The organism is Vreelandella halophytica (assembly GCF_968193635.1).
Window position 1 is genome coordinate 1,467,435 of sequence record NZ_OZ309107.1, and the last position, 13,331, is coordinate 1,480,765.

A 13,331-nucleotide genomic window follows, 5' to 3' on the forward strand; every position below is an offset into this window, starting at 1 on the left:
CCACCGAGAAAAGGAGCGATCATGGAAGAGCCCGTTTACTGGTACGCCGTTGCCACGGTACTGCTGTTCGTGAAAATGTGGGCGACGGGTCTCTACCAGGGATTTCATCGCATCACCAAAATGACCTTTAAAACGCCGGAAGATGCGCGCATGGCGGGCAAGGAGCCTGCCCAGGAGGAGCTGCCCCAGGTACAGCAGGCGAGCAAAGCCTGGTCGAACGACCTTGAAAACATCCCTATTTTCCTGGGGCTGGGCGTGGCCTACGTGATGGTGGGGGCGGCGCCCGGGCTTGCCGTGTGGCTGTTCATGATTTTTACCGCTGCGCGCTACTGCCACACGCTTTGTTACCTGGCCGCGTTTCAGCCCTGGCGCACCATCGCCTATGGCGTGGGCATGCTGTGCATGGTGGTGATGTGTGTTCAGATCGTACTCGCGCTGCCCTGATCGAAATCGGCCATATCCGGTTGAACGCGGCGCCATACGCTGGGCGGGTGCTTTTCCTCTTGGGACCAACGTCGGCGCAGCTGGCGCTCGTCGCCAAAGCCCGTCTCTTCGGCAATGCGAGCGAGACTCCATGGGGTTTCGATCATTAGCGCCCTGGCCCGTTGCAGGCGCAGGCCGCTAATGTAGTCGCCGACCTGCAGGCCGGTGAGATGTTTGAACTGACGCCGGAAGTGGCGCTCGCTCATGGCCGCTTGTGCGGCCAGCGCTTCGCTGCGCCAGGGGTGGGCGGGTGCCGCGCAAATGGCGTCTTGTACCCGATGAATCCGCTCGTCCACGTGGTTGCGCCCCTCGAGCCAGGCACCCAACTGGGGTTCCTGGCCGCTGCGGCGAAGATACAGCACCATCTCCCGAGCCACCGCCAGTGCCAGCCCATGGCCCCCTACGCGGGTGAGCCAGTGCAGCATGGTGTCGATCCCCGTGGAAATGCCTGCGCTGGTCAGGTAGCGGCCATCTTCGCTAAAAATGCAGTCGCCCTGAACGCGGGCCCTGGGCGCTTTGGCGCGCAGTTGCTCGAGTAGCGTGTGGTGGGTGGTGCAGCGCCGCCCATCGAGCAGCCCGGCATCCGCCAATAGCAGTGTCCCGGAGCACACCGTCATCAGCGTATCCGCGCAGGCGGCGTTGGCCGTTAGCCAGCCGATGCACGCCCGCTGGGCCTCAACGTCCAGGTGGCGGCGGTACTGGCCTGGAATCAGCAGCAGGTGCTGGTGGGGGAGTTCATCCGGTAGCGGCGCTATGCCGGAAAGCGTTAGCGGCCCCAGCCACTCAAGGGCGGCGCTGGGGCCGATATAGCTAACGTCGATGTCCAGCCCCAAGCGGCTGGCGCACTGCAATACCTGAAGCGGGCCCACCAGATCCAGCGGCACCTGTCCTGGCATCATCAATACCGCCACCCGCAGGGTGTTGCCCCTTGGGGTGGGCGGCTGGCTTGGCTGGGGGCTATTGGTCACGCGCGTCTCGCCACTCGTCGATCAAATCCTGGGTGTCGATAATACGCGCAAAGCGGTCTTCCAGCACGAGCTCCGTGCGCGCCTTGATATCCTCGGCGGGCCAGGTGACGCCCTGGCGCGTCATGGGAAACGTAAGCGTGGCATCGCTTACAAAATCGACCTCGAAGCCGAGATCCGAGGCCACGCGTGCGGTGGTTTCGCAGCACTGTTCGCTGCGGATGCCGCTGATGGCCAGGCGTGAAATAGACCGCTCGCGTAGCCAGCGCTCGAGCCCCGTATCGCTGAACGCGTTATGTACGCGCTTGTGAAACGTGGCGGCAGCGGCGTCATCGAACCCTTCAAGCGGACGAATCAGGCCGTTTACGGGGTCGAACGGCCCTTGGCTTGCCGGTGCTTCGTGAAAAATTCGCACCATGGGTAGGCCGTGTTGTTGGGCGGCGTCGAGCAGGGCGCGCTGGTGGGGCCGCCAGGTGTCGGCAAGGGCCTCGACCCAGTACGCTTTGGCGGGAAAAGAGGCCTGAACGTCGATCATCAGCAGGGCGGTCGTCGGGTGTGTCATGGTGAGCCTCGTGGGTCATGGAGGCTATAGCGTAAGGGGAGGGCGCAAGACCCGCGACACATCCGCGGCCACGAAGCGGACAGATTCGGACATTGTGGAATGGACGCTAAAAAAGTCGTTTTCGGGTCGACAACGCTTGGCAAGGGCTTAGGATAAAAGGCTCGAATTTAGCCAACCTGCCCGAGTGAGCGACCATGACCGCCATTGCTGCAACCCCCAAGCCCCCGTATTACGCCGTGGTATTTACCTCGATACGCACGGATGACGAACAAGGTTACGCTGAGATGGCCGCGCGAATGGTGGAGCTTGCCGCCGAGCAGCCGGGGTTTTTGGGCGTGGAGTCGGCGCGGGAGGAGGTCGGGGTGACGGTGTCTTATTGGGCAGACATCGAGTCGATCAAGGCGTGGAAGGCGCACGCCGAGCATCAGGAGGCGCAGCGATTGGGGCATGCAAAGTGGTATGCGCAGTTTAAAACGCGCATCGCCAAAGTGGAGCGGGACTACGCGGGGTGATCGGTTAGCCCGACGGGCGCGAGGATGAAGCCGCCGGGTTCTTTACAGTAGGCGACTCGCCAGCGTCTGCATCAGCAGCCCAAGCGCCAGCAACAAAACGCCGGCCACGATGCTGGTTTTTACCGCGTGGCGCTGCCACATGCGCTCTACTTCATGACCAAAGCGGTAAACGAGCCAGGCGATGCCGTAGTAACGAAAGCCCCGGGCCAAAACCGCCGCCAGCCCGAAAAGCAGAATAGGGTAGCCGGAAAGCCCGGCGGTGATCATGGCCACCTGAAAGGGGACCGGCAGAATGCCGATGGCCAGAATCGCCGCGAACCCGTACTGGCCAAAAAACGTCTGAAACGCCTGGTAGCTTTGCTCGACCCCCATGAAGCCGATCAGCCAGGTACCCACGGACTGAAACAGCAGCATGCCCACCCCGTAACCCACCAGCGAGCCGAGCAGGCAGCCAAACGTCACCACGGTTGCCATGGCCCAAATGCGCGCCCGGTTGGACGCCATCAGCGGTATGATGATGAGCTCCAGCGGCACCGGCAAAATGATCGTCTCGAGAAACGAGAGCGTGCCCAGCAGCCAAAGCATGTACCGGGAGTGATTGAGACGCTCGAGCCACTGCTTTTGACCCGCCGAGAGAAGCTTCATGGCCTACATCGCCGGGTCGATGCGGCGGTAGAGCGATGCCAGTACGCTGTAGGCCCCGAAGGCAAAAAGCCCGAGCGCGACAAACGCCAAAAGCCACTGCCCGTACGCCTGGGTGCGTAGCGTGCTGAATACTTCCTCGGTGCCGCCCGCCTCGCTTGGGTTGACGTTATAGGCCGCAATCAGAAAAAAACTGCCCACGATGATAAAAACGACGCCGCGAGTCACCAACCCGAAACGACATACCGGGTAGGCCCACTGTTGGGTGGCGGTGGACATGCTGAAGTGCTTGTCGAACTTGGCCTTGTAGCCTTTCAAGGCGTGAGCGATACCGGCGCCGATAATGGCAAGGCCCATCGCGCCGACGATCCAGCGGCCCAGCGGCTGCTGAAATAGCCAGATCACCGCGTCCTGCGAGCCGCCGGAATCGCCGGAGGACGAGGCGCCCAGGCGAAAAATCAGGCTGGCCGCGTAAAAGGCCAGCAATGTATGGGTAACGGCGCTGACCAAAAGCCCCGCGCGAATCGCGATACCCTTGGCGGCGGTGCCGTGGCGGTCGGCGTCCTTGAGGGCCTGTATGGAGCGCCACATGGCGTAGCCGAGCAGGCCAAGGGCGATGATGGCCAGCAGGACTTTACCAAAAGGCGCGCTCAGCACGCTTTCCAGTGCCCCTCGGCTCCCTTCGGTTTGCCCGCCCTGGCCGAACGCGGCCATGGCAGCAAGACCCCCGACCAGCAAGTACACGACACCCCGCGAGGCGTAGCCCATACGGGCGTATAACTGGATCGCGTCTTTATGGTCGGGCGTATTGGGAGATGATGGGGTCACGTAGTCCTCCTGACGAAAGGGTATGGCGCTACCGTCCAGTATGAGCCAACGCCAAAATAGGCGCTTGAAACGGTACTGTGTAAAGTAGGCGATGATACGCAAAAGACCTAGCGTCTGCGGAGTTTATTAACGTTCGAGCTGTGAGGAAAACCTGGTGGTGAACGCATCGACGGCGCCGGTGTTCTGGCGCGACCCACGCATGCCCTATGTAGAGCTGCGCTGTATTGGCGATGCACGACAAGTCGCGTACGCCCTACATAGCCACGATCACTGGTCGTTGGGCGCGGTGACCCGCGGCAACAGCCATTTTCAGTACCGAGCATCTCGGTACGCGATTGGCGCCGGTGATCTGGTGTTGATGAACCCGCACTGGGTGCATGCCTGCAACCCCATGGTCGAGAAACCCTGGTCGTACCTGATGCTCTACGTCGATACGCAGTGGGTCACCGACTTGCGCTATCAAGCAGGGCTCTTGGCCACGCCGCAGTGGCAGGATATCGCAGCCCCGAGGATTTCCAATGCAGCGCTTTATCAGCGTTACCGACATATGGCCGCGTGTTTATTGGATGGGCGGGTGAGTGTTGCCGACAAGCAGCGCGCATTGATCACTTGCCTGCTGACGGTGTTTCATCATCTGAAGGAACCTCCCACTCAAGCGAATTTGAAAGCGCCGTCGGCCCTTCGGTCGCTGGCTGGCTACCTGGATGAAAATGCTCAGAAGGCGCTCTCGCTTGCGCACCTGTGCGACTATTCCGGCTTGAGCGATGGACACTTGATTCGGGCATTTAAAAAGCATTTTGATATGACGCCCCACGCCTATGTGATCAACCGACGCATTCAACTGGGTCAGCAAAAGCTCAAGGAGGGCCGCTCTATCGCCGAGACAGCGCTGACCCTGGGCTTTAACGACCAGCCGCATTTTCAACGAACCTTCAAGCGGCTGGTGGCGGCCACCCCGCACCAGTATCGAAAGGCCTCAGTCGAGCAGGATAAAAACGCAGCTAATCGCTAGTAGCAGGGCCAGCAAACGGTTGAGCGAGGCCAGTATCCAGGGTGTTTGAACGTAGCGCTTCAAGAAAGCCCCGGCGGCTACCCAGCAGGCCAGGGATAGCCAGCAAACGGGCAGATAGATCGCTGCAAAGAGCAAAATCTGATGGAGCTCGCCGCCGCTGGTGTAGGCACTAATACCGGAAGCGGAAGCCAGCCAAGCCTTGGGGTTGAGCCACTGCATGGCGGCGCCGGTCATAAATCCCGGCGCTTTGGTCGGGGTCCTGGCCGGTAGCCGGCCGTTATCGAGTGCGAGTTTAACGCTCAGGTAAAGCAAAAACGCCACCCCGGCATAGCGCAGAAGCGCGGCAAGCGGTGGCCAGGATGTAAGCAGCGAATAGAGCCCCGCGCCGATACCCAAAAAGAGCGTGATAAAACCAAGCGTTGCCCCGGTGACAAAGACCAGCCCCTTGGCGGGCGGGTAGTGTGTGCCGCTACTCAAACAGACCAGGTTGACCGGCCCTGGGGAAATGGACGCGGCCAGGGCAAATGCCGACATCGGCAGCAGCAGTGATACGCTCATCGTGACTCTCTTCGGGTTTGTGAAAGGCAGGGTTCAGTGTGCCCGTCGAGTGCTATCGCGTATTGCAAAAAATTGATGCCCGGCGCGCAGGATTCGGGTCGCCGCTTTGGGCTTGCACGCTTAAGCTTGAAAAAAACCGAGGACGAGGCGATGGACGACTACGCGCGTATCGAAAAGGCGATGGCCTACATGGTGGATAACGTTACCCGCCAACCAGACCTGGCCACGGTGGCCGGGCACGTGCATTTAAGCCCCAGCCACTTTCAGCGGCTTTTTACTCGTTATGCCGGGGTATCGCCCAAGCGCTTTTTACAGGCACTGACCCTCGAGCGTGCCAAGCGCATCATGACCGCCACCGAACCGCTTTTGGACGCCGCCCACGCGGTCGGCTTGAGCGGCGGCTCGCGCCTTTATGATCACTTCGTCACCCTCGAGGCCGTTACACCCGGCGAATACAAGCGCCAGGGCGAGGGGCTCACCATCGAGTACGGCCTGCACCCAAGCCCGTTTGGCGAGGTGCTGGTGGCCATTACCCGGCGGGGAATCTGCCGCATGGGCTTTACCGGCGCGGTCAGCGCAAACGAGCAATTGGCAACGCTACGTGCCCAGTGGCCCGGCAGCGCGCTGGTCGAATCCGCGGAGGCCACCCGGTACGCCGTAGAGGGGCTTTTTGATTGCCGCCCAGGCGAGGCCGGGCTTGCGCTACACGTGGCGGGCACTAACTTTCAAATTGCGGTATGGCGGGCGCTGCTCGCGATCCCCGAGGGGCGGCTGGCAAGCTACGGGCAGCTTGCCCTGGCGCTTGGCAAGCCCGGTGCCTCGCGGGCGGTGGGCAGCGCCGTCGGGGCTAACCCGGTGGCGCTTTGGATACCCTGCCACCGGGTCATTCAGCAAAGCGGGGCGCTGGGCGGTTACCGCTGGGGCGTGGCGCGAAAACAGATGGTGCAGGCCTGGGAGAGCAGCCAGTCACATCTTGAAGCGCGCGAACAGGGCCTGGCGCTGATAGAGTGACCCATGAACCAACACAAGGAGCGCACCATGGAGATCAAGGCACTGCAGGCGGATATCACGACCCTCGAGGTGGATGCGATCGTCAACGCCGCGAATCAGTCGCTTCTGGGCGGCGGCGGCGTGGACGGCGCCATTCATCGCGCCGCCGGGCGCGAACTGGTCGAGGCGTGTCGTAAGCTCAACGGCTGCGCCACCGGCGATGCCAAGCTGACCGAGGGGTTCAACCTGCCGGCGCGCTATGTGATCCACGCGGTAGGCCCGGTGTGGCACGGCGGCGAGCGTGGCGAAGCGGACAAACTCGCCGGCTGTTACCGGCGCGCGCTCGAACTGGCCGAGTCCGTCGATGCGCGCTCCATCGCCTTTCCCAGCATCAGCACCGGCGTTTACCGCTTCCCCATCGAGCAGGCCGCCGGGGTCGCCGTCGCCACGGTGAAAGAAGCGCTGAAAGCGGGCTCTTCGGTCGAGTCGGTCACGTTTTGCTGCTTCTCTGCGGATGATCTGGCGGTGTACGAGGCCGCGCTAGGGGCTTGAGCGCCTTGCCCGGTCAGTGCCCGAAGACCGACCACTCGGTACGCTGAACGAATAGCTCCAGCGCCCGGGTGCCAAGCAGGCTGTTGCCGAACTCATCGAGGCCCGGCGACCACACCGCCAGGGCGCCGCGGCCCGGGGCGATGGCGAGAATGCCGCCGCCCACGCCGCTTTTACCCGGCAAGCCCACGCGGAACGCGAACTCGCCGGAGGCGTCGTAGTGGCCGCACATCATCATCAGCGAGTTGATACGCCGCGCCCGCTGGGGTGACACCACGCGAATATTGCGTGGCCGGTTGACGCCGTCGGAGGCGAGGAAAAGCCCTGCCCGGGCGAGCTGCTCGCAGCTCATGGCGATGGCGCACTGGTGGAAATAGGTGCCCAGCACCTTGTCGACGTCATGGCGCAGCCGCCCAAAGGCTTTCATGAAGTGGGCAAGTGACGCATTGCGATCCTTATGCGCCATCTCCGAGGCGGCGACCTGGTGATCGAAGAAGATGCTAGCGTCGTCGGCAAGATAGCGCACGAAGTTGAGGATCTCGGCCAGCGACACCTTGGGTTCGTGGCCCATCATGATGGCATCGACCACCGCAATCGCCCCGGCGTTGATGAACGGGTTGCGCGGCTTGCCGCCTTCGTGTTCGAGCTGAACGATGGAGTTGAACGGGTCGCCCGACGGCTCGCGGCCCACGTTGACCCACAGGCCGTCGCCGAGCTTGCCCAGCGCCATTGTCAGCGTGAAAAGCTTGGAAATGCTTTGAATCGAGAAGGGGGTCGAGGCGCTTCCTGCCGAGAACGTTTCGCCCTCCACGGTGGCCAGGCTGATGCCGAACTGATGCGGGTCCACGCCGGCAAGCTGGGGAATGTAGTCGGCGACCTGGCCTCGCTCGGTCTCGAGGGCAAGTTGTTCGGCAATGTCGTTTAAAAGCGATTGCATAAAGCGGCGGTCGTTTGTCGTGAAAGGCTGGCAACCCTAGCGGAAAAAGCGGCCCTTGTCCTTCGATCTTGCGCTTTGATGGCTTTGCCGGTGCTGGGCGTTGCGCCGCCTGGCGTCCAGCGCTAGAGTTCGCCTTTTTGTGTGAGGCGCCGCGATGGCCACGTTGATGATTCAAGGGACCACCTCGGATGCGGGTAAAAGCACCGTCGTGGCCGGGCTTTGCCGTGTGCTGAAGCGCCGCGGCTTTTCCGTGGCGCCGTTCAAACCCCAAAACATGGCGCTCAATAGCGCGGTCACGGTCGACGGTGGCGAGATTGGCCGCTCCACGGCGCTTCAGGCCCAGGCCGCGGGGGTGGCGCCCCATAGCGACATGAACCCGGTACTTTTAAAGCCCGAGAGCGAGCGCGGCGCCCAGGTGATTCTGCGTGGCCAGGTTCACGGCCATATGCAGGCGCTGGATTACCACGCCTTTAAGCAGGTGGCCAGGCAGAGCGTGATGGCCGCCTGGCAGGATTTGAGCGCCCGCTTCGATGTCATCATCGCCGAAGGCGCGGGCAGCCCGGCCGAGATCAACCTGCGTCAAGGCGATATCGCCAACATGGGCTTTGCCGAAGCCGCCGATTGCCCGGTGCTGCTGGTAGGGGATATCGACCGCGGCGGGGTTTTCGCCCAGCTGGTGGGCACCCTCGAGCTTTTGAGCGAGAGCGAACGCGCCCGCACCCAGGGGTTCATCGTCAACCGTTTTCGCGGCGATATCGCGCTTTTGAACCCCGGGCTTGCGTGGCTCGAGGCGCGCACGGCCAAGCCGGTATGGGGGACGCTGCCGTTCGTGCCCGGGCTGCTGCTGGACGCCGAGGACAGCATCGGGAAGGTCAACGCCGAGAAACACGCCCAAACGCTCAATATCGTGGTGCCGCGCCTGCCACGTATCAGTAACCATACCGATTTCGACGCCCTGCGCCTGCACCCCCAGGTCTCGCTTGCGTTTATTGGCGAAGGCCAGCCGATCCCGCCGGCGGACGTCATTCTCCTGCCTGGCAGTAAAAGCACGTTAAGTGATTTGGCCTGGCTTAAACGCCACGGCTGGGCGCAGGCGATTGCGCGTCATTTGCGCTACGGCGGACGGGTGCTGGGTATCTGCGGCGGTTTTCAAATGCTCGGCCAGTGGGTCGAAGACCCGGAGGGGCTGGAGGGCGAAGCGGGGCGAGCAAAGGGGCTTGGCCTGCTCGAACTCACCACACGCATGGTCAAGGGCAAGCAGCTTCGCAATGTAGCAGGTGTCATGATGGCGGAAGGGGCAAGTGTGACGGGTTACGAAATCCATAACGGGGTCAGCAGCGGTGCGGCACTCGACCAGCCGCTGTTCGATTTGGGAACCCACCGAGACGGCGCGGTAAGTGACGATGGCCAGGTGCTTGGTACCTACCTGCACGGCGTGTTCGATAGCGGTGACACCTGCCAGGCGCTGCTTAAGCGCTTGGGGCTCAGTGAACCGGTCGTCGTCGATTACCGGGCCCACCGCGAGCGCGAACTGGAGCGCCTGGCGGACACTCTAGAAGCCCATTTGGATATCAAGCGCATCACCGCGCTACTCGGCGCCAGGCCCCCAGCCACGGGCAGTGACTGAGGGCGTTTCTGACCAAGAGGTGTTACTCGGTGCCGGTGTCCGCGTCGGGCTGGGTCGGCGCAGCGTCGCTTGCGGGGCGCTGGCGGCTCGCCATCAGGGTGATTTCGACGTTGCTGCCGCCGCAAAGGCGGCTGGCCTCGGTGCAGGTGCGCGCCGGATAGCGGCCGGCTTCGAAAAATTCGGCGTAAACGCTGTTCATTTTCTGAATCTCGCCCAGATCCGTGAGGTGGATATCGACGCGGACCACGTCGCCCCAGCTAAGCTCTTCCTGGCGCAGCATCCGCTCTAGCTCGCGCATGACGCGGTGGGTCTCCTTGCTCACATCCCCCAGCACCGGTTCTTCTTCGGCGATGTCGGCGATGGTCAAACCGGAAATGAACACGTAGTGGTCGTCGACGACCATGTGGCTACCGGGAAAATCGGGCTTGGGCAGGGTTGGGTCGTTGATGAACTGTGGCATGGGCTCTCCTTGGCGGCCTGGATGAATCTTTGACGTTAGATGTATCACGTCATGGGACCAGCCTGGCACATTAGGGTTCAATCCGCTTAACCCGCTGGCACCCTACGCCTTAATGCTCTAGGCTTGCGGGCTTTGATGCCCGCGGGCCCTTTAAAACAGGTGCAACGAGAGAGCTTAATGAAGGTCGTTCAGATTAAAGACCCTAACGTGCGCAGCGCGTGCCTGGCAACGTTGTGCGCCAAGGTGTATGGGCAAAGTGCGGGGTTGACGCCGCTGGTGGTATTTACCGGCACTCAGAACGTGCTGTTCGAGCAGGAAGCGGCGAGGCTGGTGGGCGGTGTTGGCGCTGATGGCGAGCTATTGGCGCTTGCGCTTTTGGTATTGGATGAGAAAGGCGAGGGCATGACGCTAAGCCTTGTCTGGGAGCAGACGGAAGGCGCGAAGGCGCGACTGATCAGCGAGTTGAGCTTGAACGTGCCGCTCAAGGTAGCCGCCGATGACCCGGGCCAGGTGCCTTTCTACCAGGGGTGTGGCATCAAGCGCTGGTTCGAGGGGGAAAACGGCGAGCAAATTGGCCTTAATGCCCGCCACCCGGCCGAAAGTCTCGAGGCGGTATCGCCGACCTTGACACTGGATCACGCGCTCATTCTGCGCCGCTTCAAACACGACCCCAAGGCCTTTGAACGTGCCAAGCAGGCCTTTCTGGAAGGGCTCGAGAACGTGCCCAAAACGCTTTGACGCCGTCTACCCATTGATGGCGACCCAGGTTAGCGTGCCAGTTCGCGCATGGCCTGCTCCAGCCCTTCGACGGTCATCGGGTACATGCGCCCCTCGGTGATTTCTTGAACCAGCTGGGTGGAGTAGGTGTACTCCCAGGCGCGCGGCGGCGCAGGGTTTAGCCAAACGAGCTTGGGGAAATGCGCGGTCAAACGCTCGAGCCACACCCCGCCTGGCTCTTCGTTGAAGTGCTCGACGCTGCCGCCGGGGTGGGTGATCTCATAAGGCGACATGGCTGCATCGCCCACCACGACCACCTGGTAGTCCGCCCCATAGGTGCGCAAAAGCTCTTCGGTGGGCAGGCGCTCGCTCGCCCGGCGGGCGTTGTTCTTCCACACGCCTTCGTACACGCAGTTGTGGAAGTAGTAGTACTCCAGCTGCTTGAACTCCGAACGCGCCGCCGAAAAGAGCTCTTCGCAAACGCGGATGTGGTCATCCATCGAACCGCCCACGTCCAAAAACAGCAGCACTTTAACGCTATTGTGTCGCTCTGGTCGCATCTGCACGTTGAGCAGCCCCGCATCCCGTGCGGTTTCGCGAATAGTCCCGGTAATGTCGAACTCCGAGCGCGCGCCCTGACGGGCGAACTTGCGCAGCCGCCGGAGCGCCATTTTGATGTTGCGGGTGCCAAGCGCCAGGCTGTCGTCGTAGTCGCGAAAGCGGCGCTCGTCCCACACCTTGGTGGCGCGACGATGGCGCGAGCCGTCCTGACCGATGCGGATACCCTCGGGGTTGTAGCCGTTGGCGCCAAACGGGCTGGTACCGCCGGTACCGATCCACTTGTTGCCGCCGGCGTGGCGCTCTTTTTGCTCCTCGAGACGCTTTTTGAAGGTCTCGATCAGCGCCTCGAGTCCGCCCAGCGATTCGATTTTGGCTTTCTCTTCATCGCTTAGCTGACGCTCGAACTCGCGGCGCAGCCACTCGTCGGGTATCAGCGCCTCGACGCCGGCGTCCACATTCTCAAGACCCTCGAACCAGGCGGCGAAGGCGCGATCAAAGCGGTCGAAGTAGCGCTCGTCCTTGACCATGACCGTGCGCGCGGCGTGGTAAAAGGCATCGATATCGGCGAACACTACGCCGCGCTCGGCCACCGCGTGTAGATCCAGAAGCTCGCGAAGCGACACCGGCACACCGGCGCGCTTTAACGTTTCGAACAGGCCGATGAACATGGCTTAGCGCCCCGTGCCTTTTTGGCGGCGGAGCATGAAGGCCAGCCGCTCGAGAAGATGGGTGTCCTGCTCGTTTTTAACCAGCGCCCCGGCCATCGGCGGCAGCGCCTTGGCCGGGTCGCGGTTATAAAGCGCTTCCTGGGAGAGTTCGTCGCTCATTAAAAGTTTCAGCCAGTCGACCAACTCCGAGGTCGAGGGTTTTTTCTTGAGCCCCGGCGCATCGCGCAGCTCGAAAAAGACGTTGAGCGCCTCGGACACGAGCCTGGGGGCGATATCGGGGAAGTGCACATCGACGATGGCCTGGAGCGTGGCGCGGTCGGGGAAATCGATATAGTGGAAAAAGCAGCGGCGTAGAAAGGCGTCCGGCAGCTCCTTTTCATTGTTCGAGGTGATGATGATGATGGGGCGGTGCTCGGCGCGAATGGTCTCGCCGGTCTCGTAAACGTGGAACTCCATACGATCCAGCTCTTGGAGCAGGTCGTTGGGGAATTCGATATCCGCTTTGTCGATCTCGTCGATCAAAAGCACCACGCGCTCATCGGCGCTAAACGCCTCCCAAAGTTTGCCCGGGCGAATGTAGTTGGCCACGTTCTCCACGCCCTCTATGCCCAACTGAGAGTCGCGCAGGCGGCTGACCGCGTCATATTCGTAAAGCCCCTGGGCGGCCTTGGTGCTGGACTTGATATGCCAGGTGATCAGCCTGGTGGAGAGCGAGCGGGCCAGCTCCTCGGCCAGTAGCGTCTTGCCCGTGCCCGGTTCACCCTTGATCAGAAGCGGGCGTTGTAGCATGACCGCAGCGTTGACCGCCTGCTTGAGCGCGTCGGTTGCGATGTAAGAAGAGGTTGAATCGAACGCCATGGAGGCTCCTTTAAGAAAGTTCGTTCAAATGCGTTAAGGGCAGTTTACGTCAGCCACGAAGCGGCTACCACGGGTTAGCCGCCCGGAAAGCAGCAATGCTTTGTAAATTAAGCAGAAAGTAGCGCTTGGCTATGACTTTAGTGCTGCTTAATGAAGCGAGAAGGGCTTTTTTTGCGCGCTGTTGGTGCAGTGCTGGACGCGCTAAGGCGGCTGGCTGAAAGTTTTATCAGGCTTGTTTTTTTAAATGCATGATTTTTATGTTTTTTATGAATATTGGCACGTACCTCGCAATATATTAGCCAAGAAGCAGCTGAACAGAGTCACCGCGTAAACGACTCTCCCTTTACTGCTACGCCGCCCGAGCCGGGCGGCACACTGAGTGAGCTGGCGTGCTCCACCTGG

General features: G+C 61.8%; 16 protein-coding genes. 7 read left to right on the plus strand and 9 right to left on the minus strand.

Annotated features, from left to right (window positions below; translation table 11 throughout):
* The first annotated feature begins 21 nt into the window (after positions 1-21).
* On the plus strand, positions 22-444 hold the full coding sequence (locus ACWHXT_RS06950) for an MAPEG family protein (RefSeq protein WP_447895765.1): 423 nt from the start codon (positions 22-24) through the stop codon (positions 442-444).
* Here the strand turns inward: ACWHXT_RS06950 and ACWHXT_RS06955 are convergent.
* A complete protein-coding gene (locus ACWHXT_RS06955; protein ID WP_447957740.1) occupies positions 420-1,451 on the minus strand; it encodes a GlxA family transcriptional regulator in 1,032 nt (343 codons plus the stop codon). The two genes, ACWHXT_RS06950 and ACWHXT_RS06955, sit on opposite strands and share 25 nt — an antisense overlap.
* Positions 1,441-2,010 (minus strand): isochorismatase family protein, encoded by a 570-nt coding sequence (locus tag ACWHXT_RS06960; protein ID WP_447957741.1) that lies wholly within the window; start codon positions 2,008-2,010, stop codon positions 1,441-1,443. The genes ACWHXT_RS06955 and ACWHXT_RS06960 overlap by 11 nt, the downstream gene beginning before the upstream one ends.
* 194 nt (positions 2,011-2,204) lie before the next feature.
* Here ACWHXT_RS06960 and ACWHXT_RS06965 point away from each other — a divergent pair, with 194 nt between their 5' ends.
* Positions 2,205-2,522, plus strand: coding sequence for an antibiotic biosynthesis monooxygenase family protein (locus ACWHXT_RS06965; RefSeq protein ID WP_447957742.1), 318 nt, complete (start codon positions 2,205-2,207; stop codon positions 2,520-2,522).
* A 42-nt stretch (positions 2,523-2,564) separates the two neighbouring features.
* Here ACWHXT_RS06965 and ACWHXT_RS06970 read toward each other — a convergent pair whose 3' ends face one another.
* Both ACWHXT_RS06970 and ACWHXT_RS06975 read right to left on the minus strand, forming a co-directional pair.
* Positions 2,565-3,167, minus strand: coding sequence for a YqaA family protein (locus ACWHXT_RS06970; RefSeq protein WP_447895769.1), 603 nt, complete (start codon positions 3,165-3,167; stop codon positions 2,565-2,567).
* Positions 3,168-3,170: 3 nt separating this feature from the next.
* On the minus strand, positions 3,171-3,992 hold the full coding sequence (locus ACWHXT_RS06975) for a DUF1206 domain-containing protein (RefSeq protein WP_447957743.1): 822 nt from the start codon (positions 3,990-3,992) through the stop codon (positions 3,171-3,173).
* A gap of 157 nt (positions 3,993-4,149) precedes the next feature.
* On the opposite strand from ACWHXT_RS06975, the gene ACWHXT_RS06980 reads away from it, so the two are divergent.
* Positions 4,150-5,004 (plus strand): AraC family transcriptional regulator, encoded by an 855-nt coding sequence (locus ACWHXT_RS06980; protein WP_447957744.1) that lies wholly within the window; start codon positions 4,150-4,152, stop codon positions 5,002-5,004.
* Here ACWHXT_RS06980 and ACWHXT_RS06985 read toward each other — a convergent pair.
* A complete protein-coding gene (locus tag ACWHXT_RS06985) occupies positions 4,969-5,562 on the minus strand; it encodes a LysE family translocator (RefSeq protein ID WP_447957745.1) in 594 nt (197 codons plus the stop codon). The genes ACWHXT_RS06980 and ACWHXT_RS06985 overlap by 36 nt on opposite strands.
* Before the next feature lie 150 nt (positions 5,563-5,712).
* Between ACWHXT_RS06985 and ACWHXT_RS06990 the strand changes: the two genes are divergently transcribed.
* Together ACWHXT_RS06990 and ACWHXT_RS06995 are read left to right on the plus strand one after the other, a co-directional pair.
* Positions 5,713-6,573 (plus strand): methylated-DNA--[protein]-cysteine S-methyltransferase, encoded by an 861-nt coding sequence (locus tag ACWHXT_RS06990; protein WP_447958015.1) that lies wholly within the window; start codon positions 5,713-5,715, stop codon positions 6,571-6,573.
* Positions 6,574-6,576: 3 nt separating this feature from the next.
* Positions 6,577-7,104: an O-acetyl-ADP-ribose deacetylase gene (locus tag ACWHXT_RS06995; protein ID WP_447957746.1), complete on the plus strand. Its 528-nt coding sequence runs from the start codon at positions 6,577-6,579 to the stop codon at positions 7,102-7,104.
* A 13-nt stretch (positions 7,105-7,117) separates the two neighbouring features.
* Here the strand turns inward: ACWHXT_RS06995 and ACWHXT_RS07000 are convergent, their stop codons facing one another.
* Entirely contained in the window at positions 7,118-8,038 is a 921-nt protein-coding gene (locus ACWHXT_RS07000; RefSeq protein WP_447928769.1) for a glutaminase, read from the minus strand.
* A 154-nt stretch (positions 8,039-8,192) separates the two neighbouring features.
* On the opposite strand from ACWHXT_RS07000, the gene ACWHXT_RS07005 reads away from it, so the two are divergent.
* A complete protein-coding gene (locus ACWHXT_RS07005; RefSeq protein ID WP_447957747.1) occupies positions 8,193-9,665 on the plus strand; it encodes a cobyric acid synthase in 1,473 nt (490 codons plus the stop codon).
* Positions 9,666-9,687: 22 nt separating this feature from the next.
* Here the strand turns inward: ACWHXT_RS07005 and ACWHXT_RS07010 are convergent, their stop codons facing one another.
* Complete coding sequence (locus tag ACWHXT_RS07010) at positions 9,688-10,125, minus strand: RidA family protein (RefSeq protein ID WP_447957748.1); 438 nt, start codon at positions 10,123-10,125, stop codon at positions 9,688-9,690.
* A 177-nt stretch (positions 10,126-10,302) separates the two neighbouring features.
* Between ACWHXT_RS07010 and ACWHXT_RS07015 the strand changes: the two genes are divergently transcribed.
* Entirely contained in the window at positions 10,303-10,863 is a 561-nt protein-coding gene (locus ACWHXT_RS07015) for a hypothetical protein (RefSeq protein WP_447957749.1), read from the plus strand.
* A 29-nt stretch (positions 10,864-10,892) separates the two neighbouring features.
* Here the strand turns inward: ACWHXT_RS07015 and ACWHXT_RS07020 are convergent, their stop codons facing one another.
* On the minus strand, positions 10,893-12,071 hold the full coding sequence (locus ACWHXT_RS07020) for a vWA domain-containing protein (RefSeq protein WP_447957750.1): 1,179 nt from the start codon (positions 12,069-12,071) through the stop codon (positions 10,893-10,895).
* Between the two features lie 3 nt (positions 12,072-12,074).
* Positions 12,075-12,929 (minus strand): AAA family ATPase, encoded by an 855-nt coding sequence (locus tag ACWHXT_RS07025; protein ID WP_447957751.1) that lies wholly within the window; start codon positions 12,927-12,929, stop codon positions 12,075-12,077.
* Between the last annotated feature and the right edge of the window lie 402 nt (positions 12,930-13,331).

Bases quoted from the DNA above. Each gene is read 5' to 3' on its own strand.
- ACWHXT_RS06995 (WP_447957746.1), top strand. From the start codon at position 6,577: ATGAACCAACACAAGGAGCGCACCATGGAGATCAAGGCACTGCAGGCG.
- ACWHXT_RS07020 (WP_447957750.1), bottom strand. From the start codon at position 12,071: ATGTTCATCGGCCTGTTCGAAACGTTAAAGCGCGCCGGTGTGCCGGTG.
- ACWHXT_RS07000 (WP_447928769.1), bottom strand. From the start codon at position 8,038: ATGCAATCGCTTTTAAACGACATTGCCGAACAACTTGCCCTCGAGACC.
- ACWHXT_RS07025 (WP_447957751.1), bottom strand. From the start codon at position 12,929: ATGGCGTTCGATTCAACCTCTTCTTACATCGCAACCGACGCGCTCAAG.
- ACWHXT_RS06990 (WP_447958015.1), top strand. From the start codon at position 5,713: ATGGACGACTACGCGCGTATCGAAAAGGCGATGGCCTACATGGTGGAT.
- ACWHXT_RS06960 (WP_447957741.1), bottom strand. From the start codon at position 2,010: ATGACACACCCGACGACCGCCCTGCTGATGATCGACGTTCAGGCCTCT.
- ACWHXT_RS06950 (WP_447895765.1), top strand. From the start codon at position 22: ATGGAAGAGCCCGTTTACTGGTACGCCGTTGCCACGGTACTGCTGTTC.
- ACWHXT_RS06985 (WP_447957745.1), bottom strand. From the start codon at position 5,562: ATGAGCGTATCACTGCTGCTGCCGATGTCGGCATTTGCCCTGGCCGCG.
- ACWHXT_RS06965 (WP_447957742.1), top strand. From the start codon at position 2,205: ATGACCGCCATTGCTGCAACCCCCAAGCCCCCGTATTACGCCGTGGTA.
- ACWHXT_RS06970 (WP_447895769.1), bottom strand. From the start codon at position 3,167: ATGAAGCTTCTCTCGGCGGGTCAAAAGCAGTGGCTCGAGCGTCTCAAT.
- ACWHXT_RS07010 (WP_447957748.1), bottom strand. From the start codon at position 10,125: ATGCCACAGTTCATCAACGACCCAACCCTGCCCAAGCCCGATTTTCCC.
- ACWHXT_RS07005 (WP_447957747.1), top strand. From the start codon at position 8,193: ATGGCCACGTTGATGATTCAAGGGACCACCTCGGATGCGGGTAAAAGC.
- ACWHXT_RS07015 (WP_447957749.1), top strand. From the start codon at position 10,303: ATGAAGGTCGTTCAGATTAAAGACCCTAACGTGCGCAGCGCGTGCCTG.